Genomic DNA, 24083 nt, shown 5'->3' with positions numbered 1-24083 from the left:
TGGAGCAGCGGGGAAATCAGCGTACGGACATCGCGTTCTTCATCTGGATGTTGTGCGTCACCAAGGCGCACAGCAACCCCAGCGCCAGGCACAGCACCAGGCCGATGCGCACGCCCGTCAGCACCGAGGCGTGCGTGATGGCGATGCCCACCGCGGCCGTGCCCGTGGCGCTGCCCACCGCGCGTGTCATCTGCACCAGGGCCGATGCGGCGCCGACGTCGGCGCGCGCGGCCAGCATCTGCATGAACAGCGTCAGGTTGGGCAGCATGAAGCCCAGGCCCACGCCATTGATCAGGAACACCAGCAGGATCCACAGGTCGGCGCTGCCCGCGCCCACCGTCAGCATCAGGCCCGAGCCGATGGCGAGCAAGGCGGAGCCGAACACCATCAGGCGTTGCGGTTCGCCCTGCCTGGGGAACAGCCGGCCATTGACGAGGCTGCCGATGGGAATGCCCACCACCAGTGGCGTCATGAGCAGGCCCGCGTGGCTGGGCGTGTAGCCCAGCTCATGCTGCAGCAGCAGCGGACCGTAGAAGATCAGGATGAACATGATGGCGCCGGTGGCCACCGCGGCGACGTTCAGCAACTGCGATTCGCGGCTGGCCAGGATGCGCAGCGGAAAGATGGGGGCGTCCACGCGGCGCTCCAGCGGCACCAGCACCCACCACGCCAGCACGCCCGTGGCGGCCAGCGCCAGGCCCCACCAGGGATGCGCCCGGTCGCCCGGCGCGAAGGCCAGTTCCAGCGCGGCCAGCGGCGCGGCCACGCCCACCACCAGCAAGGCGGCGCCCAGCCAGTCGATGCGGGGGCGGCTGGCGTGTTGCGGCTTCATGTTGGGGAAGTGGCGCACCAGCAGCAGCAGGGCAACGGCCGCTGCCACCGGCGCGATGAAGAAGGCCGCACGCCAGCCCAGCGCCTGCGTGACGGCGCCGCCCAGCACCGGTCCGATGCCGCTGGACACGGCGAAGGTGGCCGAGATCATGGCCATCCACCTGACCCGCTCGCGGGCGTCGGGAAAGAGATCCGCCGGCGCGGCGAAGGCCGTGGCGATCATCATGCCCGCCCCGATGCCCTGCACGGTGCGAAAGGCGATGAGTTGCGGCATGTTCTGGGCCAGCCCGCACAGCAGCGACCCCAGGGCCACGATGGACACCGACAGCAGCATCAGCGGCTTGCGGCCGAAGAGATCGCCCAGCCGGCCGAAGATCATGATGGAGGCCGCGGTGGCGAGCAGGTAGCCCGTGCCTGCCCAGGCATACAGCGCCATGCCGTCCAGGGCCTGGGCCACGCGGGGCAGGGAGGTGCTGACGATGGTGGAGTCGAAGGCCACCAGCACGACGGTGGCGGCCACGCCCGCCATGGCGAGGAAGAGTTCGCGGCGGGATCTTTCGGTCTTGGGACAGGGGGGAGGCGTCTGCGGCGCTTCTGGTTCCGGGCTGGGCGCGTTCATGCAGCCTAGGATATCACCGCCACTCCGGCGCAATGGTGTCAGTTTGCTATGACGTGGCGTGTGCCAGCCCGATCATTTCTTCACGAAGAAGTGATAAAGCGCCAGCACCACGACGACCGCGAGGACCGCCAGCCAGGACCAGCGCGAGGCGCACAGGCCGCGTTGCGGCTCCTCCGGCGCGGGCGGCGGTTCGGTGCGCGGCAGGCCGCTGGCGTAGTCGATGAAGGCGGTGAAGAATTTCTCGATGATGCGCTCGGCCGCGCGCCGCACGGCGATGTCGCCCAGGGCCGCCACCTTGCCGCCCACCTGGGACGCCACCGTATAGGCCAGCCGCGTGCCGCGGTCCTTGGTGCTCAGGTTGATCTGCGCGGTGCCGATGACCAGGCCGGCGGCGCGGCCCTTGCCTTCGAAGGCAAGCGTGCAGCTGTTGGGGGCGTCGACATCGGCCAGCAGCAATTCGCCTTGATACGCCGCCTCCATGCCGCCCACCTGCGTCTGCACGGTCAAGGCGAATTCGGTGTCGGCGAGCTTCTCGACCAGCACGCAGCCCGGGATGCAGCGCTGCAGGATGGCCGGGTCATTCAAGGCGTCCCAGACCTGGTGCTGGGCGGCGGGTATCCATTGGGCGTCGGCGATGCGCATGACAGTCTCCAGCCTGGTGTTTGTGATTCTTGTGATTCCATTCTGGACCTGTCGCACGGGCTTGAACAGGGGAAGAACCCTGGCAGGCATGCTGCGGCGCAGCAGTAGTATCATCCCCCGACTTACGGCCGCTGATATGCTGGCCAGAACATGACAATAACTAGCGGAGCACGGGCAAAGTGATCCTCGTGACAGGTGGGGCCGGCTTCATCGGCGGGAATTTCGTGCTCGATTGGTTGGCGCAGGGCGATGAGCCCCTCGTCAACCTGGATGCGCTCACCTATGCGGGGAATCTGCAGACGCTTGCTTCCTGCCAGGGAGATCCCAGGCACGTCTTCGTGCATGGCGACATCGCGGATGGCGCCTGTGTGGCCGCTCTGCTGGCCCGGCACCGACCAAGGGCGATCGTGCACTTCGCGGCAGAGTCGCACGTGGACAACTCCATTGCCGGTCCGCGCGCCTTCGTGCGGACCAATGTGCAGGGCACTTTCGAGTTGCTGGAGGCCGCGCGCTCCTATTGGTCCGGGCTACCGGCCGGCGAGCGCGAGGCATTTCGTTTCCTGCACGTCTCCACCGACGAGGTCTACGGAACCTTGGCGCCCGAGGATCCCGCTTTCAGCGAAACCACGCCTTATCAACCGAACAGCCCTTATTCGGCGACCAAGGCAGCCAGCGACCATCTCGTGCGAGCCTGGCATCACACCTATGGGCTGCCCACGCTCATCACTAATTGCTCCAACAACTATGGCCCCTACCAGTTTCCGGAGAAGCTCATTCCCCTGGTCATCCGCCGGGCACTGACGGGCGAGTCGTTGCCAGTCTATGGCGATGGCCAGCAAGTGCGTGACTGGCTGTATGTCGGCGATCACTGCGCGGCCATTCGCCGGGTGCTCGACGCAGGGCAGCCAGGTGAAACCTACAACATCGGCGGCCTGAACGAGCAGACTAATCTGTCAGTCGTGGCGCAGATCTGCGGTTTGCTGGATGCCCGGGCGCCGCGTGCCGACGGTCTTCCCTACGCCCGGCAGATCGCATTTGTCACGGACAGGCCCGGCCATGACCGTCGTTATGCCATCGATGCGCGCAAGATTGCCAGCGAGCTGGGCTGGCGCCCGGCTCAGACGTTCGCGGATGGACTTGCCCTGACCGTCGACTGGTATCTTGAACATGCTGAATGGGTCGATGGCGTCATCAGCGGCGCCTATCAGCGCCGCGAGGACTTGAGGCTGTAGCCGGGCGAAAGTCCGCATCGCCTTCCTTCCCTGCTCATGTCTCTCTCATCCATGTCCACTCCCAAGACCGTCGCCATCATCCAGTCCAGCTATATCCCTTGGAAGGGATACTTCGACATGATCCGGCGCGCGGATGCATTCATTTTCCTGGACGATGTCCAGGCCACGCGCCGGGACTGGCGCACGCGCAATCGCATCAAGACCGCCAATGGCGAGCAGTGGCTGAGCGTGCCGGTGCACCAGGATCGCCAGACGCGAATCTGCGATGTCCACGTCTCTGATCCCAAGTGGGCTGCGAAGCACTGGCGCTCCATCGAGCAGGCCTATGCGCGCGCGCCCTTCATGGCCGAGTTGCGCTCCTGGCTGGCTGGCCTGTATGAGCAGGCTGGCGAGCTGCAGCGTTTGACCGACGTCAACCGATTTTTCATTGAGGCCTGGGCGCAGTACCTGGGTATTTCCACGACGTACCACGCATCTTATGATCTCGTGCCGCTGGACGAATTGGATGCGCTGGACCCTACGACCCGCCTTGCCGTGTTGTGCCAGCGCGCGGGCGGCACCCATTATCTTTCCGGTCCGTCGGCACAGGCGTACATGGACGTATCCATCTTCAGCTCGCGTGGAATGAGTGTCGAGTGGATGCGTTACGACGGCTACCCGGAATACCCTCAGTTGCATGGGCCGTTCCGCCATGATGTGTCGCTGCTGGACCTGCTGCTCATGACCGGGCCCGATGCCCGAGCCTATCTGAACCAATCGACCGACGGCCTCCTGGCGTCCTCCCTGGCATGAAGCTCTCGATCGTCACCACTCTCTATCGCTCCTCGCCTCATCTGGAGGAGTTTCATCGCCGGGCCAGCGAAGTGGCCCGGGCGCATGCCGGACAGGATTACGAGATCGTCATGGTCAATGACGGTTCGCCGGATGATTCCCTGCAGATCGCCCTGGCGCTGATGCAAGGCGATCCACATCTGAAGGTCGTCGATCTTTCGCGTAACTTCGGACATCACAAAGCCATCATGGAAGGGTTGGTCCACAGTGCGGGGGAGGAAGTGTTCCTGTTGGACAGTGACCTGGAAGAGCTGCCGGAATGGCTGCCCGACTTCGCCCGGCAACGGCTCGACGATGCCGCCGACGTCGTGTACGGCGTGCAGGCGCGCCGAAAGGGGGGCTGGATGGAGCGCTGGTCTGGCGAGCTGTTCTACATACTCATGCGCGGGCTGGCGGGCATTTCGCTGCCGCGCAATCTGGTCACGGCCCGATTGATGACCCGGCGTTACGTGGACGCGCTGTTGCAGTTCCGCGAGCGCGAGGTGTTTCTTGCGGGGCTGTGGTATCTCACCGGTTTTCGCCAGGTGGCGCAGCAGGTGACCAAGCTCAGTCACAGTGAAACGACTTACGGTTTCCGGCAAAAGGCCTATCTGCTGGTCAACTCGGTCGTTTCCGTCAGCAATCGTCCGTTGATCCTTATTTTCTATACGGGCATGAGCATTTTCGCCGCCGCCTTGCTCTACACCGCCTATCTTGTATTCAATTGGCTGATTGCCTCCCGGCCGCCCGACGGCTGGACATCCGTCATGGTGTCCGTCTGGTTGCTGGGCGGACTGGTGATTTCCTTCCTGGGCGTGATCGGCATCTATCTGTCCAAGGTCTTCTCCGAAACCAAGCAGCGCCCCAACACCATTGTCAGGAAAGTGCACGTCCATGCCGAACACCGATAATCTCCTGCGTGAGGTCGCCGATTACTACACCGGCAAGCTGCGCACGTATGGCACGACATCTCGTGGCGTGGACTGGAGCACCGAGGAAGGCCAGAACCTGCGGTTCGCGCAACTGCGCAGGCTGCTGCCGCCTGGCGAGGTGCCGTGCTCGCTGCATGACATCGGCTGTGGCTACGGCGCATTGCTGCGGTTCCTGGCGGCCAGCCATCCGGGGGTGACGTACCAGGGCTGGGACATCAGCGAGGAAATGATCCTCGCAGCCCGCGCGGCCGCGGGCGTGCATGATGGGGCGAGCTTTCACATCGGTGCCTCGCCTGACGCCCAGGCAGATTACTGCGTGGCCAGCGGCATCTTCAACGTTCGCCTCAGCCGTGGCGACGAAGAGTGGCTGGCCTATATGACCTCCACGCTGGATGTCATGGATCGCGCCAGCACCAAGGGGTTTGCATTCAACTGCCTGACGTCCTATTCGGACGAGGACCGGAAGCGTCCCGACCTGTACTACGCGGATCCGGGATTCTGGTTCGACCTGTGCAAACGTAAATACGCCCGCAATGTGGCGTTGCTGCACGATTATGATCTCTACGAGTTCACTATCCTGGTAAGGAAATAGATGAAGCCTCTCGTCATCTTCGGCGCTGGCGATATTGCCGAGCTTGCGCATTATTACTTCACCACAGATGCCGGGCGCGAGGTGGCGGCGTTTACGGTCGACAGGGCGTACCTGCCCGACGGTGATTTCCAAGGCTTGCCCGTGGTGGCGTTCGAAGAGGTGGCGCAGCGCTTCCCACCCGATACCCACGATATGTTCATCGCGCTCAGCTACACGAAACTGAATCGGTTGCGCCGCGAGAAATTCGACGCGGCAAGGGCGGCGGGATATCGCCTGGCCAGCTATGTCAGTTCGCGATGCACCTATCTCGCACCGAACCCGCCTGGGGAGAACGGCTTCATCCTGGAGGACAACACCGTCCAGCCTTTCGTCTCGATCGGCGAGAACGTGACGCTCTGGAGCGGTAATCACATCGGCCATCACAGCACGATTGAAGACGACGTCTTCATTGCGTCTCACGTCGTGGTATCGGGTGGCGTGCGCATTGGCGAAGCCTGCTTCATCGGTGTGAATGCCACCTTGCGTGACCATCTCGTCATCGGCCCGCGTTGTGTCATCGGCGCAGGCGTCACGCTGCTGGCAGACGCCGAGCCCGAGGGCGTCTATGCCGCGGCAGCAGCCGAACGTTCGAGAGTGCCCAGTTCGCGCCTCAAGCGCATTTGATTCGTCCCGGAGTGTCCCTCATGTCTGAGGTCCCCAGCTATGGCGTGACGGCGTTTAGCGCCTATGCCGGCCTTGGCAAGCCAGTACGCGCGCTCGACGCGCCGGACCTGCGGCGGATAGTGTTCGTCGCTGTGCATCGCGCAGGCGCTGCTACTGTCGTAGCCAGACTGCGGGAGCGTGGATTCCACCCCTTCCTCCTGGAGATCTGATGCAGGACAGTGCCGCAATTCAGCTATGGCGCCCCTTGGGTCAGGTGCAGGATGGCCTGGCTGGGCTGGATTGGGCCGCCAGTCACGCCAGTTACCCGACGGCATTGCCGCTCGATGACCGCCGTGTGCGGGTGTATTTCTCTCCCCGTGATTCTCAAGGCCGATCCCAGTTGGCGAGTCTCGATATCGAAATCGACCGGGACAGGCATGCACGGATCGGCGCGGTGCGCGGTCCGTTGCTTGCGCCGGGCGCTCGTGGCGCCTTCGACGCGGATGGCGTGACGGTGTCGTGCGTGGTGAGTGTCAGCGACACCCTGCTGGCGTACTACCTGGGTTGGTCCCTGGGCAAGGGCGTGCCATTCACTAACTTCATCGGGCTTGCGGTCTCGCACGATGCGGGTTCGACCTTCGTGCGCCATGCCGTTGCGCCCATCGTGGGCCGCAGCGAGGCCAATCCGTTCACGCTGGGCTATCCATGGGTGTTGCGCGATGGTGATGCGTGGACGATGTGGTTCGGTTCCCACCTGGCCTGGGGGGCGCAGGGGCTGGAGATGCAGCATGTCGTGAAGTCCGCGACCTCGCCGGATGGCTTGCAGTGGCAGGCTGACTCCCGGACCGTGGTGGGCCTGGCCGGTGCGGCGGACCCGCAGGAGTACGCAGTGTCCCGGCCTTGCGTGGTGGCGCGCGGTGAGCGGCAGTTCATGTGGTACGCCCGGCGCAATCCTGACTACCAGCTCGGTTTCGCGTCGCGGCGGACCGGCGGCGATTGGGTACGGCAAGATGACCAGTTGCGGTTCCTGGGGCAGCCCGAGGCCTGGGAGGACACCGAAAGGACCTATCCCTGCGTCTTTGCGCTACAAGGCACGTATTACATGCTCTACAACGGCAATGGCTATGGTCGTAGCGGATTCGGCCTGGCCAGGCTGGAGAACCCTGAATGTCTGGCCGAGTGAGCCCGGACGCATCTGTGGCGGTGAATACGAAGATGAGTGACAGGGCCGGGCGTTTGCGCCTGCTGAAGCAGCTGATCTCCTATGGCACGATAGGGGTACTCAGCAATCTGGCGGGCTATCTGGTCTACCTGGGCCTGACGACGCTGGGTACGACACCCAAGATGACGATGACCGTGCTTTATGCGGTGGGCGCCACGTTGAGCTTCCTGGCTAACCGGAAGCTCACGTTTTCCCACGAGGGCAGCCTGCTGGGCGCTGCGGGCCGTTACGTGCTGGCCCACCTCGTGGGGTACTCGATCAATTTCGCGCTGCTGTGGGGCTTTGTCGACCGGCTGGGCTACCCGCATCAATGGGTTCAGGCCATTGCCATTTTCGTCGTCGCGGCCTTTCTCTTCGTGGCGATGCGGCTCTTTGTCTTTCGCCCCGCGGCCTCAATGCCCAAAAACTCAGAGGGCTGAGCAAAGCGTCGCAATGACGCGCGCTTGGTCCGACTCCGTGATGTCCGCGTACACGGGAAGGCGCACTTGCGCGCTGGAGACGTGTTCGGTCACGCTCAGTGCGCCGGATGCACGGCCGTGGCGCAGGCCGGCGGGCGACGCATGCAGCGATACATAGTGGCTGGTCGCCTGGATGCTCTGTTCCCGCAGCGCCTGCAGGACGCGCGTACGTTGCGCTTCGCTGTCCAGCACGAGCGAGAAGATGTGGCCATTGTGCCGCGCTTCTTCAGGGATGGCCTGCAACCGCAGTTTGCCCGCAGCCTCCAGAGGCAGCAGGGCATCCCGATAGCGCTGCCAGGCGGCCAGCCGTCGTGCCGTGATGGCTTGGCTGTCCTCGAGCTGCGCAAGCAGGAAGGCCGCGGTCAACTCGCTGGGCAGGTATGACGAACCAACGTCCTGCCACGTGTATTTGTCGACGTCGCCACGCAGGAAGCGCGAGCGGTCGGTGCCTTTCTCCCTCAGGATCTCGGCGTGTTCCGCATGCGCATCGTCACGCACGAGCAGTGCGCCGCCTTCGCCGGCGACGATGTTCTTCGTCCCGTGGAAGCTGAGCGCGCCGAAATCTCCCAACGTGCCCAGCGCCTGGCCTCGCCACGTCGCGCCGAGTCCCTGGGCGGCATCTTCCAATACCTTGAGTCCGTGGCGCGCCGCGATGGCATTGATGGTGTCCATGTCGCAGCCGACGCCGGCATAGTGCACGGGTACGATGGCGCGCGTCTTGTCCGTGATGGCGGCTTCGATGAGCGTTTCGTCAAGGTTCAGCGTGTCCGCCCGGATGTCCACGAACACGCAGGTCGCGCCGCGCAGCACGAAGGCGTTGGCGGTGCTGACGAATGTGAACGAGGGCATGATGACCTCGTCGCCGGGCTGGATGTCGCAGAGCAAGGCGGCGATCTCGAGCGCGCCCGTGCAGGAGTGCGTCAGCAGGGCATGGGGGGAGCCCAGCTGGGACGCCAGCCATGCGTGGCATTTCTGTGTGTAGGGGCCATCTCCCGCCAGGTTGCCGCTGTCGATGACGTGTTTCAGGTAGTCGATTTCACGGCCGGTGATCGGCGGACGATTGAAGGGGATGGTGTCCATGGCTTTGCGATGAGGGGGCGGTGATCAGCGGACGTCCTGCGTCAGCCGGCGAAGATAGTCAGCATAGGCATTCTTGCCGATCTGGTCGGCCTGGCGCAGTAACGCTGCATTGTCGATCCAGTGGTTGCGCCAGGCAATTTCTTCCAGGCACGCGATCTTCATGCCCTGGCGGCGCTCGACGGTGGCGACCAGGTTCGCGGCGTCGAGGAGCCCATCGGCCGTACCCGTGTCCAGCCAGGCGAATCCGCGTCCCAGCCGCTCGACATGCAACGCATCCTGCTCCAGGTAGATCCTGTTCAGGTCCGTGATCTCGATCTCTCCCCGCGGGGAAGGCGCGAGGCGTTTCGCGTGCGCGACCACGGTGTTGTCGTAGAAGTACAGACCGGTGACAGCATGATTGGAACGAGGCTTTGCAGGTTTTTCCTCCAGGCTGATGGCCTTGCCCTCGGCGTCGAACTCGACGACGCCGAACGCACGGGCATCCATGACCTCGTAGCTGAACACCGTGGCGCCCTGACGTCTGCTCATGGCGCGCTCCAGCGACGTGGAGAGGCCGACGCCATAGAAAATGTTGTCCCCGAGGATGAGCGCGACGTCGCTGTCACCAATGAATGACTCTCCAACCACGAAGGCGTCAGCCAGTCCGCGGGGCGTCTCTTGCGCGGCGTAGGACAGCTTCAGCCCCAAGGGGGCGCCATCACCGAGGAGTTCCTTGAAACGGGGGAGATCCGTCGGTGTGGAAATGATCAGAATTTCCTGGATCCCCGCGAGCATCAGTACCGACAAGGGGTAATAGACCATGGGCTTGTCGAAGATGGGCAGCAACTGCTTGCTGATGCAACGGGTCATCGGGTAGAGCCGCGTGCCTTGGCCGCCGGCGAGGATGATGCCTTTTCTCATTGGGTATGTTGCTCCAGGGGCGAGATGCCCGGCGTCAATGTTCAGAAGGGACAGATCGAGAACGGAGGCAGCTGGCTTCAGCTGTCTGCGCCGGGCGTACAGGCTTGAGGAGCTGCTGGCGTCGGGACTCTGGGTAGCCTCCCGCGCCTGGCGGGGTATCGAGCTTGGCGACGACTGCAAAGTCTTGCTCAATCTGGCCGAGCCCCAATGTCTGCGTCAGCGTGTCGGGCAGGCTACGCGGGCCTTCGGGTTCGCGCAACAACCAGGCTTGTGCCAAGTCGTCGCAGGACTCCAGGCGCAGCATGTTGATGGCGAACGGTCCGCTGAGGCTATAGCCGCCGATCAGCCAGGCAGATCCAGTCGGTTTTGCCTGCAGGGCATACAGGACGGTCGGCGATTGTCCTGTCAAGTCTATCAGCGGCGTGTCGGGCAGGAACCCAGCTTGCGTGGCGTCCCGCGTCAGCGCTTCGAGATAGCGTGCAGCGTCCGCCGTGATGGTCAGGCGCGAATCCGTGTTGCCCACGGCAACGGGGTGGGTGTTGGTCCAGATGAGTGCGGGTTGGCGGTAAGGCTGGGTGAGGCCCGTCCCCACCATAACGACCGTGAGAAGCTGGGTGGCTGCCGCGGCAGGCAGCAGTGCGGGGGGCTTGCCATGCAGGGCGCGTGCACTCACGAAGAGCAGCACGCCGCCCAGTATCCAGAAATACAGGGCGAAGCCCCCCAGATTCCAATACTGGTTGTTCGTGCCGAAGGCGTATGCGTGCGGAAGACAAAGCAGCGTGATGAGCAAAGCGGCTACGACCGGATCCAGTTGCGGCGTCTGGTTGCCGACCTTTGCCAGGTAGTAGAGCGTGGCTGGCAACAGACCCAGCACGATTCCCCAGCCGAGCATGCCGTGAAAGAGGGAGCCCGGCAGCGTGATTGGAATGTTGCCGAGGCTGAGAGCCACCGCCGTGACGCCCAGGGCAAGGCTGCCTGCAATCGCAAGAGAGCGGATCAGTTTTTTGTCGAAGCAAGCGAGCGCTGTCAGCGCCGCGGTAAGCAGCGCCAACTGAACCAAGTGATTGAAAAGCGCGGGCTCCAGCACGAACGTATCTATCTTCAGCAAGCTGAGCCAGTCGTGCCCGCCGCCCAACTGATAGTCGCTGTGCTGTGTGCGCTGCAGGCGTTCAAGGAATGCCGTGGGCGTGCCGTCTATCCCTATGGCTGCGAGGAGCAGACTGCACGCAGCCACAGCAACGGCGATCACGAGCACGGGCAGATTGCGTCGAGGGCGACCTGCCAGGCACAGGAACGCGAGCAAACCCAGGATGATCGCGGAGGTGGGCTTGGCAAGGAAACACAAGGCGCCACCAACGCCAATGACCAGGCCGCATAGCCATGCCCGGCGCTGTGGATGCAGGGCGAGTACCACGCCCCAGAGTGTCAGCGTCAGCGCTTGCAGATTGAGAGTGTTGTAGTTCGGGGTGAGCAGGTTGTTGTTGAATGCAGCCAACGCACCGCAGGCGAGCGCGCCTGACGTACAGAGCCCCTGAATGGGCCGCCAGAGCGCGCCTGCACCAGCGGCTGTCAGGCTGTAGCGCAGTACGCCATGGGACAGTCCCCAAGCCAGGCCGAAGGTCAGGAGGATATTGGCCCGGCGCAGGGCGGCAATGTCCCCGTCCAGCAGGACATACAAGAGGTGATAAACGAACCCGAACTGGGTGGGCGAAACCGCGTATTCCCCAGGACTCCTGAGCCAATTCAGGTAAAAGCCTTCGTCCGTGAAGTCCAGGCCATAGCTGGCGTAGTGCAGCATCCAGCCGAGCGTCAACACCGTGACCAGGGCTAGCGCGGCATATGGCAAGAGGACCAGCCGGGATTCGGGATGGGTGATGGGAGGCGGCATGATGTGGGCAAGGGGCGGACTGCCGCCGGGAGGCGCTGCATTCCAGACTTGCGCGATAATAATTCAGTTCCTCGCCCGCGGCAGTCGTCTAATGCATCGAGTGCTTGTGGCTAGCGCACGGTGTTGTACATTCCAAGCTGCCCAACGGACAGGCGCCGCATCGCCTATCGCATTCCTCCATGCCCACCCGCATCCTAATCGTACGCACCTCCTCGCTCGGCGACCTGGTGCACATGCTGCCCGCGATCTCCGACATCGCCGCGCATGTGCCCGGGGCCCAGATCGACTGGCTGGCCGAGGAGTCCTTTGCCGAGATTCCCGGCTGGCATCCCGCCGTCAACGAGGTCATCCGCGTGGCGCATCGCCGCTGGCGCAAGGCCTGGTGGTCGGCGCCGGTGCGGGCCGAACGCGCGGCGCTGCGCCAGCGTTTGCGCGACGTGCGCTATGACATCGTGCTGGATATGCAGGCGCTCATGAAGTCCGCCTGGCTGGTGCGCCAGGCGCGCGGCGTGAAACATGGCCTGGATTGGCGCTCGGCGCGCGAGCCCCTGGCGTCGCTGTTCTACGACGTGCGGCATCGGGTGGAATTCTGGCAGCCTGCCGTCATCCGCCAGCGCAAGCTGGCGGCGTCGGTGTTCGGCTACACGCCCCAGGGCGCACCGGATTTCGGCCTGCAGGCCTTTGCCCGCGTGCCGGGCCAGGCGCCCGCCGAGGGACAGGCCACCGGATCGCCTTACGCGATCATCATGCCGTCGGCCAGCCGCGACGACAAACTCTGGCCGGTGGAAGACTGGCAGGCGGTGTTCGACCAGCTGCAGGAAGCGGGCCTCGGCCTGCGCCTGCTGGCGGGCAATGCCGCCGAAACCGCGCGGGCGCAATCCTTGATCGTGGCGCGCGAGAATGCCGTGGTGCTGCCCCGCATGGGCCTCACCGAGATCGCCCGCGAGCTGGCGGGCGCACGTCTCATGGTGGGGCTCGATAGCGGGCTGACCCACCTGTCGGCCGGCCTGGGCCGCCCCACCGTGGGCATCTACAAGGCTTCCACGCCTGTCCGCACGCCGCTGGTGGGGAGCGCCTACACCGCCAGCCTGGGCGATCGGGGGGCGCCGCCTTCGCGGGACGCGGTGCAACGCGCCGTCGAACAGGCGCTGGGCGAAGCGCCGGACGCCTGACATGCCGGGACGTACCCTCTATACCTGGGCCCTGCGTCTGCTGGCGCCGGTGCTTTGGCTATGGATGTGGCGCCGTGCCCGCAAGGCTGGCGGGCACTGGCACATCCTGGGCGTCGAGCGCCTCGGCTGGGTCACGCCATCCGCCCCCGACAACCGGCCGGTCTGGGTGCATGCGGTCAGTCTGGGCGAGACGCGGGCCGCCGAACCCTTGCTGCGCGCGCTGCTGGCGCGCGGCCTGCCTGTATTGCTGACCCACATGACGGCGACAGGCCGCGCCGAAGGGGCGCGCCTGTTCCCTGATGCGATCGCGCAAGGCCAGTTGCGCCAAGCCTGGCTGCCCTACGATTTCCCTGGCGCCACCCGGCGCTTCCTGGCGCGGGCCAGGCCGCGCTGCGGGGTGCTGATCGAACGAGAGGTGTGGCCGAACCTGCTTGCGCAGGCGCGCAAGCAGGGCGTGCCCATGGCGCTGGCCAGTGCGCGCTTTTCCCCGTCGTCGCTGGCGCAGGCGCGCTGGCTGGGGGAGGCGCTGCGCGAGGCGTTGGCCGGGCTGGATATCGTGCTGGCCCAGACCGCCGAAGATGGCGGGCGTCTCGCGCTGGCGGGCGCGCGGGACATCCAGGTCGTGGGGAATCTCAAATTCGATCTCACGCTGCCGCCAGACCAGGTCTCGTCGGGCAAGGCCTGGCGCCAGGCACTGGGACGTCCGGTGCTGGCGGTTGCCAGCACGCGTGAAGGCGAAGAGGCCATGCTGCTTGCCGCGCTGCGGGCGCATCCTCTGCCCAAGGTGAACGACCAGGCCCCGCTGGTCGTGCTGATTCCTCGCCATCCCCAGCGTTTTGGCGACGTGGCGGACCTGTTGCGCGCGCAAGGGGTTTCCTTCGCACGCCGCAGCGAGGGCGCGGACGTGGCCGCGCTGGCTGACAAGGCGGTGCTGCTGGGCGACAGCCTGGGCGAGATGCCTTTCTATTACGCGGGGGCGGACGTGGCCATCGTGGCGGGCAGTTTTGCGCCGCTTGGGGGGCACAACCTCATCGAGGCCTGCGCCGCGGGCGTGCCGGTGGTCGTGGGGCCGCACACCAAGAATTTCGCGCAGGCCGTCGACGATGCCGTGGCGGCGGGAGCCGCCCTGCAGGTGCTGGATGCCGATGCGGCGATCGACTTTGTCAGCGCCCTGCTGAACGACGGGCCGCGGCGTGCCGCCATGGCCGAGGCCGCGCGCGCCTGGCAGGTCAGCCATGTGGGGGCGACGGCGCGCATCATGGACGCGCTGCCGCTGGACTGAGTCGGCTCAGCGCGCGCTGGGCGGCAGGACGATGATGGCGTCCGGCTGCATCTGCCGGGCCGCCTGGCCCGGCTTGCGGCCTGTTTCCGCGGGCGGAACGCCCAGCCAGCCGCGGCCCAGCGCGAAGAACGCCAGGTTCACCAACAAGATAAGAATGAAAAGCCCGCGCATGGATTCAGGTCTCGTGCAGGCCGGCGCATGCGCGCACGGCGGATGGGGGGCGTGGCAGGGTCCGGGTCATGCGCCCTCGGCCGTTTCGGTGGCCGCCGCCAGCGCGGCCAGGCCGTCCAGGACGGGATTCGGCACCCAGCGCGGCACAACGGCCGGCAGGCCGAGATGGCGGGTCAGTTGATCCAGCAGCGTTTGCGTCTGGGCCTCGACATCGGGCCAGCCGCCGCCGCTCACGTGCAGTACGGGCGCCTGGCCGAAGGTTTCCCAAGCCCGCAGCCATTGTCGCAGGACGGCGCCTGCCTGGGCAGCCGCCACGCCGGTGCTGATGGCGTCATGGGTGTTGGTGGGGAAGTCGTGCAGTGTGCCGTCGGCCAGCGGCAGGTTGGCCGTGCCCTGGGTCAGCGACGCGCGCATGAGCGAGGGGCCGGGCAGGATGAGGCCGCCGCGGAAGACATCGTCCGGGCTGGTCAAATCCAGCGTGGTGGCCGTGCCGAACGTCGCCAGCAGCAGGGGCGGGCGCGGCGCGGGCATGGCGGCCCAGATGCCCAGCATGCCCATCCAGCGGTCGGGCCCCAGTTGCGTGGGGGTGTCATAGCCATTGCGCAGCCCCAGCAGCGCGGGTGCCGGCCGTATCCATTCCAGCATGTAGCCTGCCTGATCCAGCAATGCCTGCAGCCTGCCGCCCAAGGCATCGCCGGCCACGTTCACGCCCAGCGCGCGGCGCCGCTGGCCGGCCTGGGCGGAAGGCCAGGCGGCCATGCGGGCGGGCAACTGTTCCAGCTCTGCGTGCGGCAAGGTAATCACGTCGGCCGCGCGCGCCTGGCCGGCCACGCGCCAGCCCAGCTTGATGCGGCTGTTGCCGGCGTCGACGAGCAGCATCATCGCGCGCGCACCGAGATTTCGCCGACCGAGATGGGCACGCGTCCTTGCCCGGCATCGACCAGCAGGCGGCCGTCGCCGTCGGTGCCTTGGGCCAGGCCCGAGAACAGCACGCGGCCATCCTCGATCACATTGACCTCCCGGCCCGCCAGCGCATCCACCTGGGCGTGGCGGGAAATGAAGGGCGCGTAGCCCTGGCGGGCATACTGCACCACCGCTTCCAGCCAGGCGCGCGCCACGTCCGCGACCAGGGTCGCCAGCGTGTCGCCTGCTGCCGGCAAGCCGCCGCGCACCTGCGTCCAGTCCGCGATCTCGCGGCCGAGCTCGGCGGACAGGCGGCCGGCCTCGCGCAGGTTGATGCCGATGCCCATGACCACGACGGGCGTGGCTTCGCCGGGCGCGCGCGCGGTTTCCACGAGGATGCCCGCCAGCTTGCCGTCGCCGAATTGCAGGTCGTTGGGCCATTTCATGCGCAGCGCCGGCGCGGCGGCGCCAGCCTGCGCGCGCAGGGCTTCGCATGCCGCGATGCCGCTGATGGGCGAGAGCGCCGGCAGCTTCGCCAGCGGCAGCGGCACGTCGAAGGCGCAGGAAAACATCAGGGCGTCGCCCGCGTGATTGGTCCAGACCCGTCCGGCGCGGCCTCGGCCGCTGTCCTGGCGATAGGTGCCGCGCAGCCAGGGCTGCGAGGCGTCCTGGCCTTCCCGGACGCGTGCCAGCATGTCGGCGTTGGTCGAGCCGGTCACGTCCAGCCATTCCGCGCGCGTGAAGGCGGGCAGGCGGCTGGCGATCCGGGCCGCCATCTCGGGGGCGTCCAGCAAGGGGGCGGAGGGGGAGGGAGTCTGCATGGCCGCGATTTTAGGCGCGTTTTCGCCGCGCACCCCCACGGTGGGCAGTCCGGCGCGGGGCTTTGCTACAGTTGCACGCGGAGCGGCCGCCTTTGGCGGCGGCCGCACATGACCCACGCAGGATGATCCGCCATGGCAGCACGTACCGACACCGAAACCTTCCCCGGACCCGCCGGCCGCATCGACTGTGCGCTGGATTGGCCCGAGGACACCCCGCGCGGCTGGGCGCTGGTGCTGCATCCGCATCCCCTGCAGGGCGGTGCGCGCGAGAACAAGGTGGTGACCACCATCGCGCGCGCCTGCGTGCAGCATGGCCTGGTGGCGGTGCGCCCGAACTTCCGTGGCGTGGGCGCGTCGGCGGGCGAGTTCGACCAGGGGCGTGGCGAGACGGACGACATGAATGCCCTGGTCGCCGAGTTCGTGTCGCGCTATCCCGAGGTCGCGCAAGGGCGTTGGCTGCTGGCGGGATTTTCCTTCGGCAGCGCCGTGGCGGCGTGCGTGCAGGGCAGCCAGGCGCAGGCAGGCGCGCGCCTGCCCGATGCGCTGATCCTGGCCGGGACGGCCGTCAAGCGCTTCGACACGGGCGTTGCCCAGGTGCCGGCCGATGCGCTGCTGGTGCATGGCGAGGAAGACGACGTCGTGCCGCTGGCCGAGGTCATGGAATGGGCGCGGCCGCAGTCCCTGCCGGTGACGGTGGTGCCCGGCGCCGGCCACTTCTTCCACGGCAAGCTGCTGGTCCTGCGCCAGCTGGTGCAGACCCGCCTGCAGGCGCTGTAAGTCAGTCCACCCCGAAGCGCTGGCGCGCCTCCCCCTCAAGAGGGGGAGGCCGGCGGACCGGCGCCGCGGCATCCTGGGTCGTGCCTGGCTAGGACAGGCCGGGTGCGTCGGGTTGCTGTTGCTGGGCCCGCACGAAGCGTTCGAACTCATCCGAAGGCAGCGGGCGCGCCAGCAGGTAGCCCTGCACCTGGTCGCAGGACAGGTCGCGCAGTTTGCGCATCTGGCTTTCGGTTTCCACGCCTTCGGCCACCACCTGCATCTTCAACGAGTGCGCCAACGCCACGATGGCCGAGACGATGGCTTCGCCTTCCTCGCCGTGCGTATCCAGCCCGTTGGTGAAGAAGCGGTCGATCTTCAGTTGCTGCACGCGGAACTGCTGCAGGTAGGCCAGGCTGGAATAGCCGGTGCCGAAGTCATCGATGGCCACTTCGAAGCCGACGCGGTGGAAGGCCCGGATCACCTCGCCCGTCATGCGGGCGTTGTCCATGGCCACGCTTTCGGTGATCTCGAAGATGATGCGCCTGGGCGAGATGCCGGCCTCGCGCGTGATGGCGTGCATGCCTTCGACGATATCGGGATGGGCCAGTTGCTTGGGCGACAGGTTCACCGCGATGACGAGATCCGGCATGCCTTGGCGCTCCCATTCGCGCAACTGGCGGCAGACGTGCCGCACCACCCAATAGCCGATCTCGATGATCTGGCCGGAGCGCTCTGAGATGGGGATGAATTCGCTGGGCGGGACGATGCCCAGCGTGGGGTGGTTCCAGCGGATCAGGGCTTCGGCGCCGGTCAGGCGCTGCGTGGCGCCGTCGAACTTGGGCTGGAAGTGCAGCGTCAGCGTGTCATGGGTCAATGCTTCCTGCAGGCCTTGCTGCAGCAGCAACAGGCGCATGGCCTGCTCGCCCATCGCGGGCTCGTAGTGACGGTAGGTGTTGCGGCCATTCTGCTTGGCCGAATACATGGCGATGTCGGCGTTCTTGATCAGGCCGTCGACGGTGTCGGCGTCGCCCGGGAACATTGCGATGCCGATGGAGGGCGTCACGCGCAGCGCGGTGCCGTCGATCAGCAGGTCCTGGCGCATGGCCTCCAGGATCTGGGTGGCCATCTGGCCGGGGAACTCGGCGCCATCCAGGTTTTCCAGCACGATGACGAATTCGTCGCCGCCCAGTCGGGCCACCATGTCGTTCGGGCGCACGCACTGGCGCAGGCGCTGGGCGAAGGCCTTGAGCATGCCGTCGCCGACGGAGTGGCCCAGCGAGTCGTTGATGGTCTTGAAGCCATCCAGGTCCATGAAGAGGACCGCCAACTGACGGCCGCGTGGCCGCGCACGTGCCAGGCACAGCGCGACGTGGTTCAGCAGCGTGGAACGGTTGGGCAGCTCGGTGAGCGGATCGACCGTTTCGAGCCGGCGCAGCGCGCTGCTGATGCGCAGCAGCGAGCCCTTGAGTTCGCGGGTGGAACTGTCGTAGCGCTGGTCCAGCATGCTCAGGACCAGCGTGATGGTGAGCAGGGTCAGCGTGATGGCCGCCGCCGCCATGCCCAGGCCGGCGTTGTCCAGGCCGTTGGCCGCCAGGCAGACGGTATCGGGCGCGAAGCTGGCGGCGGCCATGCCGGTGTAGTGCATGCCGGTGACGGCCAAGGCCATGATGATCGAGGCTGCCAGGCGCTTGCGCTGCAGGCCATGCGTGCCCGCCGCGCGCAGGGCGTGCGCGATCCACATGGCGGCGATGGAGGCCGCCACCGCGATGAAGGCCGACAGCAGGAACAGCCAGGGATTGAAACGGATGGGCGGGAACATGCGCATGGCGTCCATGCCCAGGTAATGCATGGTGGCGATGCCCGCGCCCATGACGACGCCGCTGGCGACCAGCCGGCGCATGCCCAGCACGCTGTTGCTGGCGACATGCAGCGCGATGCCCGAGGCTGCAATGGCGATCAGCAGCGAGGCGGCCGTCATCAGCAGGTCGTAGCCGATTTCGATGGGAAGGGAGAAGGCCAGCATGCCCACGAAATGCATGCACCAGATGCCGGTGCCGAGGGCGATGGCGCCACCCGTCAGCCAGAGCAGGCGTTGCCGGCGGTCCGCCAGCAGGGCAAGGCGGCTGGTGAGGCTAAGGGCGGTATACGAGGCCAGACCTGCAATCAGCAGGGAGATCAGGACGATCCGTAAATCGTAGGTTCCAGTCATACGGGGGCATGCGGGGCGTGCGTGAACAAGGCTGGCCAGGGGGAAAAGGGCGGCTAATCATAGCGTAGGCAGTCCGCTGCGGCGGACGGGCCGTGGCCAAAGAATCCCAGGGTTGCTGTTGCATCGGGTTGCATATCCGTGACGCCCGGGTGCACTGCGCGGAACCCTTTGGCCATGAGCGGGTCGGACAGCCTGCCTATAATGACGAGCCTCGGCGCCGCGGAAAGCGTTCCCGCGTGCCTGCGCCGACACTTCCTACCCTTTATTGCGATGCTCATGACGAATTTCCCTGCCGCCGCGCGACTCCCGTTCTCCGCCGCCCGCCTTGCGCTGGCCGGCCTGCTCCTGGCGATGGCGCCGGCGCTTGCGCCTGCCCAGAGCCAGAATCCGCAGGTGGCGCAGACTGGCCGTGACACAGGCGCGGGCTCGACCGTCGTGCCGGTTTCCGAACTCTCGACCATTCCCGCGCCGGCCATCGCCGCCCGCGCCTGGATCTCCATCGACGTCACCAGCGGACAGGTGCTGGCCGCGTCCAACCCCGACCAGCAGGTCGAGCCGGCCTCGCTCACCAAGATCATGACCGCCTTCGTGGCGTTCACCGCCGTCGACGAGAACCGTCTCTCGCTCGAGCAGCAGGTCAACGTCTCGGAAGCCGCCTGGAAGACGGGCGGCTCGCGCATGTTCATCGAGCCGCGCAAGCCCGTGACGGTCGAGCAGCTGCTGCAGGGCGTGATCGTGCAATCCGGCAATGACGCCTCCGTCGCGGTGGCCGAGGCCGTCGCCGGCAGCGAGTCGGCCTTCGCCACGCTGATGAACCAGGAAGCGAAGCGGCTGGGCATGAGCCGCACGCACTTCATGAACGCCACGGGCCTGCCCGACCCGCAGCACGTCACTTCGGTGCGCGACCTGGCCACCTTGGCCACGCACCTGATCGTGAACCACCCCAAGCATTTCCACTATTACAAGCAGCGCGACTTCACCTATAACGGCATCACGCAGTCCAACCGCAACCGCCTGCTATGGGCCGACCCCTCGGTGGACGGCATGAAGACCGGCCACACGGAGTCCGCCGGTTACTGCCTGGTGGCCACGGCCATGCGCGGCGACCGCCGCATCCTGACCGTCGTGGTGGGCACCGACAGCGAAGCCACCCGCGCCGAGGAAAGCCTGAAGCTCATGAACTGGAGCTTCCAGAACTTCGACACGCTCAAGCTCTTCGACGCCAGCCAGCCCGCCATCGAGGCACGCATCTGGGAAGGCAAGGCCGAAACCGTGAAGCTCGGCACCGCCGAACCCGTCTGGGTCACCGTGCCGCGCGGCCGTTCGGGCGAGGTCAAGCCCGTGGCCCAGCGCCCTGATCCGCTGGTCGCCCCGCTGGAGCAGGGCCAGGCCATCGGCACCGTGGCGCTGACCCTGGATGGCAAGACCCTGCGCGTCGAACCGCTGGTGGTCAAGGAAACCGTCGAGCGCGCCGGCTTCTTCGGCCGTCTCGCCGACACCGTCAAGCGCTGGTTCCAATAGGGCTGCCGCCATGCAGAACATCCCGCCCGAACAGTCCCTGATCGAGTATCCCTCCGACTTCCCGATCAAGGTCATGGGCCGCCAGCATCCCGAGCTGGCCCAGGTCCTCACCGAAGTCGTGCTGCAGCACGACCCCGGCTTCGACCCGGCCACGGTCGAGATGCGACCCAGCAAGGGGGGCAACTACATCGGCCTGACCTTCACGGTGCGCGCCACCTCGCGCGAGCAGCTCGACGCGCTGTATCGCGCGCTGCACGGCCACCCCATGGTGTCCGTGGTCCTCTAGCAAGCGCCGCCGTGTCCCTGCTCATGGATCCGCCTGCCGCCCAGTGGCTGGCCCGGCCGGCGGACTACCTGCCGGTCTGGCAGGCCATGCGCGACTTCACACTGGCGCGCGACGCCGCCACGCCCGACGCGCTGTGGCTGGCGGAACACGCTCCCGTCTACACGCAAGGCCAGGCCGGCCGGTCCGAACACGTCCTGAACCCTGCCGGCATCCCGGTCGTGCGTACCGACCGGGGTGGGCAGGTCACTTATCACGGGCCGGGCCAGCTCATGGTCTACACGCTGGTGGACCTGCGCCGCGCGGGCCTGCTGGTGAAGGAGTTCGTCTTCTCGCTGGAACAGGCCGTCATCGACATGCTGGCCGCGCTGGATGTCGCGGCCTGTCGCAAGCCGGGCGCGCCCGGCGTCTATGTCGCGGCGCCCGCCGGCCATGCGCCCGGGCTGGCCAAGATCTCGGCCCTGGGGATCAAGGTCTCCAACGGCCGGGCCTACCACGGACTGGCGCTGAACGTGGACATGGACCTCGCGCCGTTCGCCGGCATCAATCCCTGTGGTTATGAAGGGTTGCAGACCGTCGACCTGGCCGCCTGCGGTCCGCGCCTCGGGCTGGAAGAGGCGGCCGCGCTGCTGGCGCCGCGCGTGGCGCGGATCTGCCGCAAGGCTGCAAGCCCGGCCTGAAGCCGCCGCCAGCGTCAGTCAAGCGCTGTTGCGCTCGCCCGACGGTTTGGGGGCGGCCGCCCGGGGCGGTACACTGGTTGTTTCCCTTCGTTGTGGTCGGCCCGCCTGGCGGTCCGCCCCCTGTGCCAGGTAAGCCTATGTCCACGCCCGTCCAGCCGTCCTCGACTCCTGCCGTCACGGACACGCCGGCCCCCGCGCCCGCCTACGACGCGACCCAGAAGCAGAAAGCCCAAGCCAAGACCGCGCGCATTCCCATCAAGGTCATTCCGGTCGAACGCCTGAAGAAGCCCGAATGGATCCGCGTGAAGGCCGCCGCGCCGGGGTCGCGCTTCTACGACATCAAGCGCATCCTGCGCGAGCACAACCTGCACACGGTCTGTGAGGAAGCCTCCTGCCCCAACATCGGCGAGTGCTTCGGCAAGGGCACGGCCACCTTCATGATCATGGGGGACAAGTGCACGCGCCGCTGCCCCTTCTGTGATGTGGGCCATGGCCGCCCCGATCCGCTGGATACGCAAGAGCCGCTGAACCTGGCGCGCACCATCGCCGCCCTGAAGCTGTCGTACGTCGTCATCACGTCGGTGGACCGCGACGACCTGCGTGACGGCGGCGCCGCCCACTTCGTCGAGTGCATCCGCCACGTGCGGGAGCTGTCGCCCAACACCCGCATCGAGGTGCTGGTGCCCGACTTCCGCGGCCGCCTGGACCGTGCGCTGGACATCCTGAACGCCGGCCCGCCCGATGTCATGAACCACAACCTGGAGACCGTGCCGCGTCTCTACAAGCAGGCGCGCCCCGGTTCGGACTACGCGCATTCGCTGCGCCTGCTGGCCGACTTCAAGGCGCTGCATCCCGAGGTGCCCACCAAGTCGGGCCTGATGCTGGGCCTGGGCGAGACCGACGAGGAAATCCTCCAGGTCATGCGCGACATGCGCGCCCACAACGTCGACATGCTCACCATCGGCCAGTACCTGCAGCCGTCCGAGCACCACCTGCCGGTGCTGCGCTACGTCCACCCCGACACCTTCGCCATGTTCGAGCGGGAGGCGTATGCGATGGGCTTCTCGCATGCGGCGGTGGGGGCAATGGTGCGTTCGTCGTATCACGCCGACGAACAGGCGCACGCCGCCGGGGTGCAGTAACCCCCCCGAGGCGCTGGCGCGGCTCCCCCCCCCAGGGGGCTTGCCTTGTGGGTTTTGTTTTTTTGGCCGGGTTTTTGCCCGGCCTTTGTTTTGGGCGCTTGTCTTCAATCCATAAAATCCTTATCGATTGAACATACCGGAAGAAGCTTGTTCCCGCTTCCGGCGCTCTTCAGAATCGTCTCTTCGTAGTACCCACGCGCCGGCGGAGATCGGCGCGTCAGGACAACCACAAGGAGACAAGGCATGAAGACGACTTTGCGCGCCGTGGGCGCGTTTCCCTTTGCACGTCTGCCGGGGCTGGTGCGCGCCTGTACCGGCGCGGCGGCGGCCGCGCTGGCGATGGGCGCGGCGCCCCTGGCCGTGGCGGCTGACTTTCCCACCAAGCCCTTGCGCGTGGTCGTGGGCTTTGCGCCCGGTGGCGGCGCCGACGTCGTGGCGCGGCTGGTGGGCGCGAAGATGTCCGAGCAATTGGGGCAGCAGGTGGTGGTCGAGAACCGCCCCGGCGCGACGGGCACGATTGCCGCCGACAACGTCGCGCGCTCGCCGGCTGACGGCTATTCCCTGTTCCTGGGCTCGCAGTCGACCCTGATCGTCGCGCCCGCCATGTACCCGAAGTTGCCGTTCAATCCGCTGGCCGACTTCACGCCCGTCTCGCAGATGGTGTCGATGCCGCTCCTGCTGGTGGTCAACCCCGACATGGTGAAGGCCACCACGGTGGCCGAACTGACGGCGGAGCTGAAGGCCAAGGGCGCGGGCAACGTCACCTATGCCTCGTCGGGCCAGGGCGGACCGCAGCACATCGCGGGCGAGCTCTACAAGAAGATGATCGGCGTGGACGTGACCCACGTGCCCTACAAGGGCGAATCCGCCGCGCTGGCCGACGTGCTGGGCGGCCACGTGCCCTTCATGTTCGCGAACCTGCCGGTCGCGCAGTCGCACGTGCAGAACGGCAAGCTGCGCGCCCTGGCCGTCAGCAGCCTCGAGCGCCATCCCAAGATGGCCGACGTGCCCACGATGGCCGAGTCGGGTTTCAAGGACTTCGACGTGCTGACCTGGTACGGCATCTTCGCGCCCGCCAAGCTGCCCGAGCCCGTGCTGGCCAGGCTGAGCGATGCGATCCTGACCGCGCTGAAGGACCCCGGCCTGCGCCGCAACCTGGACGAACAGGGGCTGACCCTCATCGGCAGCACGCCCCAGGACTTCAAGCGCATGCTCGACACCGAGACGCCCCGCTGGGACAAGGCCATCAAGGAAATGGGCCTGCGTCCCGAGTAAGTGCCCCGCCGGCCGGCCTG

The 24083-nt window shown here is 66.6% G+C and carries 25 protein-coding genes; 16 read left to right on the top strand and 9 right to left on the bottom strand.

All coding sequences use genetic code 11. The features are described 5' to 3' along the window. Window positions 1–16: 16 nt before the first annotated feature. Both ODI_RS21790 and ODI_RS21785 read right to left on the bottom strand, forming a co-directional pair. The gene (locus ODI_RS21790) at window positions 17–1450 is read right to left on the bottom strand and encodes an MFS transporter (RefSeq protein ID WP_082985449.1); all 1434 of its coding nucleotides are present in this window, start codon (window positions 1448–1450) and stop codon (window positions 17–19) included. A 72-nt stretch (window positions 1451–1522) separates the two neighbouring features. Beyond that, entirely contained in the window at window positions 1523–2092 is a 570-nt protein-coding gene (locus ODI_RS21785) for a CoxG family protein (RefSeq protein WP_067757701.1), read from the bottom strand. 179 nt (window positions 2093–2271) lie between these two features. On the opposite strand from ODI_RS21785, the gene rfbB reads away from it, so the two are divergent. The 8 genes from rfbB to ODI_RS21745 are packed head-to-tail and all read left to right on the top strand — an operon-like array spanning window position 2272 to window position 7941. After that, the gene (gene rfbB, locus ODI_RS21780; protein ID WP_067757698.1) at window positions 2272–3324 is read left to right on the top strand and encodes a dTDP-glucose 4,6-dehydratase; all 1053 of its coding nucleotides are present in this window, start codon (window positions 2272–2274) and stop codon (window positions 3322–3324) included. Between the two features lie 51 nt (window positions 3325–3375). Beyond that, on the top strand, window positions 3376–4116 hold the full coding sequence (locus tag ODI_RS21775) for a WbqC family protein (protein ID WP_067757695.1): 741 nt from the start codon (window positions 3376–3378) through the stop codon (window positions 4114–4116). After that, a complete protein-coding gene (locus ODI_RS21770) occupies window positions 4113–5045 on the top strand; it encodes a glycosyltransferase family 2 protein (RefSeq protein WP_067757692.1) in 933 nt (310 codons plus the stop codon). Before ODI_RS21775 ends, ODI_RS21770 begins: the two co-directional genes overlap by 4 nt. Further along, window positions 5029–5658, top strand: a complete 630-nt coding sequence (locus ODI_RS21765; protein WP_067757689.1) for a class I SAM-dependent methyltransferase — start codon at window positions 5029–5031, stop codon at window positions 5656–5658. Before ODI_RS21770 ends, ODI_RS21765 begins: the two co-directional genes overlap by 17 nt. Further along, a complete protein-coding gene (locus tag ODI_RS21760) occupies window positions 5659–6321 on the top strand; it encodes an acetyltransferase (protein ID WP_067757686.1) in 663 nt (220 codons plus the stop codon). A 20-nt stretch (window positions 6322–6341) separates the two neighbouring features. Continuing rightward, a complete protein-coding gene (locus ODI_RS21755) occupies window positions 6342–6530 on the top strand; it encodes a hypothetical protein (protein ID WP_067757683.1) in 189 nt (62 codons plus the stop codon). Further along, entirely contained in the window at window positions 6530–7483 is a 954-nt protein-coding gene (locus ODI_RS21750) for a glycoside hydrolase family protein (RefSeq protein WP_067757680.1), read from the top strand. Before ODI_RS21755 ends, ODI_RS21750 begins: the two co-directional genes overlap by 1 nt. Beyond that, window positions 7468–7941, top strand: coding sequence for a GtrA family protein (locus tag ODI_RS21745; RefSeq protein WP_197707125.1), 474 nt, complete (start codon window positions 7468–7470; stop codon window positions 7939–7941). Before ODI_RS21750 ends, ODI_RS21745 begins: the two co-directional genes overlap by 16 nt. On the opposite strand, the gene rffA is transcribed toward ODI_RS21745, so the two are convergent. From rffA to ODI_RS21730, 3 genes are read right to left on the bottom strand one after another with little or no spacing between them, the layout of a single operon-like run. Beyond that, window positions 7930–9060 carry a dTDP-4-amino-4,6-dideoxygalactose transaminase gene (gene rffA, locus ODI_RS21740; RefSeq protein ID WP_067757677.1) on the bottom strand — a complete coding sequence of 377 codons (1131 nt, stop codon included), beginning with the start codon at window positions 9058–9060 and terminating at the stop codon, window positions 7930–7932. The two genes, ODI_RS21745 and rffA, sit on opposite strands and share 12 nt — an antisense overlap. A gap of 24 nt (window positions 9061–9084) precedes the next feature. Continuing rightward, window positions 9085–9960 carry a glucose-1-phosphate thymidylyltransferase RfbA gene (gene rfbA, locus ODI_RS21735; protein ID WP_067757675.1) on the bottom strand — a complete coding sequence of 292 codons (876 nt, stop codon included), beginning with the start codon at window positions 9958–9960 and terminating at the stop codon, window positions 9085–9087. A gap of 34 nt (window positions 9961–9994) precedes the next feature. Beyond that, window positions 9995–11848, bottom strand: a complete 1854-nt coding sequence (locus tag ODI_RS21730) for a hypothetical protein (protein WP_067757672.1) — start codon at window positions 11846–11848, stop codon at window positions 9995–9997. A gap of 179 nt (window positions 11849–12027) precedes the next feature. On the opposite strand from ODI_RS21730, the gene waaC reads away from it, so the two are divergent. Further along, window positions 12028–13020, top strand: coding sequence for a lipopolysaccharide heptosyltransferase I (waaC, locus tag ODI_RS21725; RefSeq protein WP_067757669.1), 993 nt, complete (start codon window positions 12028–12030; stop codon window positions 13018–13020). A gap of 1 nt (window position 13021) precedes the next feature. After that, a complete protein-coding gene (locus ODI_RS21720) occupies window positions 13022–14302 on the top strand; it encodes a 3-deoxy-D-manno-octulosonic acid transferase (protein ID WP_067757666.1) in 1281 nt (426 codons plus the stop codon). A gap of 6 nt (window positions 14303–14308) precedes the next feature. Here the strand turns inward: ODI_RS21720 and ODI_RS22440 are convergent, their stop codons facing one another. The 3 genes from ODI_RS22440 to ODI_RS21705 form a co-directional block, all read right to left on the bottom strand. Then, window positions 14309–14473, bottom strand: a complete 165-nt coding sequence (locus tag ODI_RS22440; protein ID WP_098020960.1) for a hypothetical protein — start codon at window positions 14471–14473, stop codon at window positions 14309–14311. A gap of 66 nt (window positions 14474–14539) precedes the next feature. Next, window positions 14540–15355, bottom strand: a complete 816-nt coding sequence (locus ODI_RS21710; RefSeq protein ID WP_067757663.1) for a type III pantothenate kinase — start codon at window positions 15353–15355, stop codon at window positions 14540–14542. Further along, on the bottom strand, window positions 15352–16197 hold the full coding sequence (locus ODI_RS21705) for a biotin--[acetyl-CoA-carboxylase] ligase (RefSeq protein ID WP_067757859.1): 846 nt from the start codon (window positions 16195–16197) through the stop codon (window positions 15352–15354). Before ODI_RS21705 ends, ODI_RS21710 begins: the two co-directional genes overlap by 4 nt. A gap of 132 nt (window positions 16198–16329) precedes the next feature. Here ODI_RS21705 and ODI_RS21700 point away from each other — a divergent pair, with 132 nt between their 5' ends. Beyond that, the gene (locus ODI_RS21700) at window positions 16330–16974 is read left to right on the top strand and encodes an alpha/beta hydrolase (RefSeq protein ID WP_067757660.1); all 645 of its coding nucleotides are present in this window, start codon (window positions 16330–16332) and stop codon (window positions 16972–16974) included. Window positions 16975–17062: 88 nt separating this feature from the next. On the opposite strand, the gene ODI_RS21695 is transcribed toward ODI_RS21700, so the two are convergent. After that, complete coding sequence (locus ODI_RS21695; protein WP_067757657.1) at window positions 17063–19162, bottom strand: putative bifunctional diguanylate cyclase/phosphodiesterase; 2100 nt, start codon at window positions 19160–19162, stop codon at window positions 17063–17065. A gap of 276 nt (window positions 19163–19438) precedes the next feature. Between ODI_RS21695 and ODI_RS21690 the strand changes: the two genes are divergently transcribed. The 5 genes from ODI_RS21690 (at window position 19439) to ODI_RS21670 (ending at window position 24063) form a co-directional block, all read left to right on the top strand. Continuing rightward, a complete protein-coding gene (locus ODI_RS21690; protein WP_067757654.1) occupies window positions 19439–20683 on the top strand; it encodes a D-alanyl-D-alanine carboxypeptidase family protein in 1245 nt (414 codons plus the stop codon). A gap of 10 nt (window positions 20684–20693) precedes the next feature. Next, window positions 20694–20969 carry a YbeD family protein gene (locus ODI_RS21685; protein WP_067757651.1) on the top strand — a complete coding sequence of 92 codons (276 nt, stop codon included), beginning with the start codon at window positions 20694–20696 and terminating at the stop codon, window positions 20967–20969. Window positions 20970–20992: 23 nt separating this feature from the next. Beyond that, window positions 20993–21646 carry a lipoyl(octanoyl) transferase LipB gene (gene lipB / locus ODI_RS21680; RefSeq protein ID WP_067757648.1) on the top strand — a complete coding sequence of 218 codons (654 nt, stop codon included), beginning with the start codon at window positions 20993–20995 and terminating at the stop codon, window positions 21644–21646. Window positions 21647–21783: 137 nt separating this feature from the next. Beyond that, window positions 21784–22788, top strand: coding sequence for a lipoyl synthase (gene lipA, locus ODI_RS21675; protein WP_067757645.1), 1005 nt, complete (start codon window positions 21784–21786; stop codon window positions 22786–22788). A gap of 243 nt (window positions 22789–23031) precedes the next feature. Further along, a complete protein-coding gene (locus ODI_RS21670; protein WP_082985448.1) occupies window positions 23032–24063 on the top strand; it encodes a Bug family tripartite tricarboxylate transporter substrate binding protein in 1032 nt (343 codons plus the stop codon). Window positions 24064–24083: the final 20 nt, after the last annotated feature.

This window comes from Orrella dioscoreae, from assembly GCF_900089455.2.
In the GTDB taxonomy this organism is placed as follows: domain Bacteria; phylum Pseudomonadota; class Gammaproteobacteria; order Burkholderiales; family Burkholderiaceae_B; genus Orrella; species Orrella dioscoreae.
The sequence above is the reverse complement of the archived record's forward strand: the minus strand, read 5'-3'. Positions and strand labels throughout refer to the sequence as shown.

What these genes read in the sequence shown, in the direction of transcription:
- ODI_RS21790 (WP_082985449.1), bottom strand. Translation starts at nt 1,450, where the DNA reads ATGAACGCGCCCAGCCCGGAACCAGAAGCGCCGCAGACGCCTCCCCCC.
- ODI_RS21785 (WP_067757701.1), bottom strand. Translation starts at nt 2,092, where the DNA reads ATGCGCATCGCCGACGCCCAATGGATACCCGCCGCCCAGCACCAGGTC.
- ODI_RS21775 (WP_067757695.1), top strand. Translation starts at nt 3,376, where the DNA reads ATGTCCACTCCCAAGACCGTCGCCATCATCCAGTCCAGCTATATCCCT.
- ODI_RS21770 (WP_067757692.1), top strand. Translation starts at nt 4,113, where the DNA reads ATGAAGCTCTCGATCGTCACCACTCTCTATCGCTCCTCGCCTCATCTG.
- ODI_RS21765 (WP_067757689.1), top strand. Translation starts at nt 5,029, where the DNA reads ATGCCGAACACCGATAATCTCCTGCGTGAGGTCGCCGATTACTACACC.
- ODI_RS21760 (WP_067757686.1), top strand. Translation starts at nt 5,659, where the DNA reads ATGAAGCCTCTCGTCATCTTCGGCGCTGGCGATATTGCCGAGCTTGCG.
- ODI_RS21755 (WP_067757683.1), top strand. Translation starts at nt 6,342, where the DNA reads ATGTCTGAGGTCCCCAGCTATGGCGTGACGGCGTTTAGCGCCTATGCC.
- ODI_RS21750 (WP_067757680.1), top strand. Translation starts at nt 6,530, where the DNA reads ATGCAGGACAGTGCCGCAATTCAGCTATGGCGCCCCTTGGGTCAGGTG.
- ODI_RS21745 (WP_197707125.1), top strand. Translation starts at nt 7,468, where the DNA reads ATGTCTGGCCGAGTGAGCCCGGACGCATCTGTGGCGGTGAATACGAAG.
- rffA (WP_067757677.1), bottom strand. Translation starts at nt 9,060, where the DNA reads ATGGACACCATCCCCTTCAATCGTCCGCCGATCACCGGCCGTGAAATC.
- rfbA (WP_067757675.1), bottom strand. Translation starts at nt 9,960, where the DNA reads ATGAGAAAAGGCATCATCCTCGCCGGCGGCCAAGGCACGCGGCTCTAC.
- ODI_RS21730 (WP_067757672.1), bottom strand. Translation starts at nt 11,848, where the DNA reads ATGCCGCCTCCCATCACCCATCCCGAATCCCGGCTGGTCCTCTTGCCA.
- waaC (WP_067757669.1), top strand. Translation starts at nt 12,028, where the DNA reads ATGCCCACCCGCATCCTAATCGTACGCACCTCCTCGCTCGGCGACCTG.
- ODI_RS21720 (WP_067757666.1), top strand. Translation starts at nt 13,022, where the DNA reads ATGCCGGGACGTACCCTCTATACCTGGGCCCTGCGTCTGCTGGCGCCG.
- ODI_RS22440 (WP_098020960.1), bottom strand. Translation starts at nt 14,473, where the DNA reads ATGCGCGGGCTTTTCATTCTTATCTTGTTGGTGAACCTGGCGTTCTTC.
- ODI_RS21710 (WP_067757663.1), bottom strand. Translation starts at nt 15,355, where the DNA reads ATGATGCTGCTCGTCGACGCCGGCAACAGCCGCATCAAGCTGGGCTGG.
- ODI_RS21705 (WP_067757859.1), bottom strand. Translation starts at nt 16,197, where the DNA reads ATGCAGACTCCCTCCCCCTCCGCCCCCTTGCTGGACGCCCCCGAGATG.
- ODI_RS21700 (WP_067757660.1), top strand. Translation starts at nt 16,330, where the DNA reads ATGGCAGCACGTACCGACACCGAAACCTTCCCCGGACCCGCCGGCCGC.
- ODI_RS21695 (WP_067757657.1), bottom strand. Translation starts at nt 19,162, where the DNA reads ATGACTGGAACCTACGATTTACGGATCGTCCTGATCTCCCTGCTGATT.
- ODI_RS21690 (WP_067757654.1), top strand. Translation starts at nt 19,439, where the DNA reads ATGACGAATTTCCCTGCCGCCGCGCGACTCCCGTTCTCCGCCGCCCGC.
- ODI_RS21685 (WP_067757651.1), top strand. Translation starts at nt 20,694, where the DNA reads ATGCAGAACATCCCGCCCGAACAGTCCCTGATCGAGTATCCCTCCGAC.
- lipB (WP_067757648.1), top strand. Translation starts at nt 20,993, where the DNA reads ATGGATCCGCCTGCCGCCCAGTGGCTGGCCCGGCCGGCGGACTACCTG.
- lipA (WP_067757645.1), top strand. Translation starts at nt 21,784, where the DNA reads ATGTCCACGCCCGTCCAGCCGTCCTCGACTCCTGCCGTCACGGACACG.
- ODI_RS21670 (WP_082985448.1), top strand. Translation starts at nt 23,032, where the DNA reads ATGAAGACGACTTTGCGCGCCGTGGGCGCGTTTCCCTTTGCACGTCTG.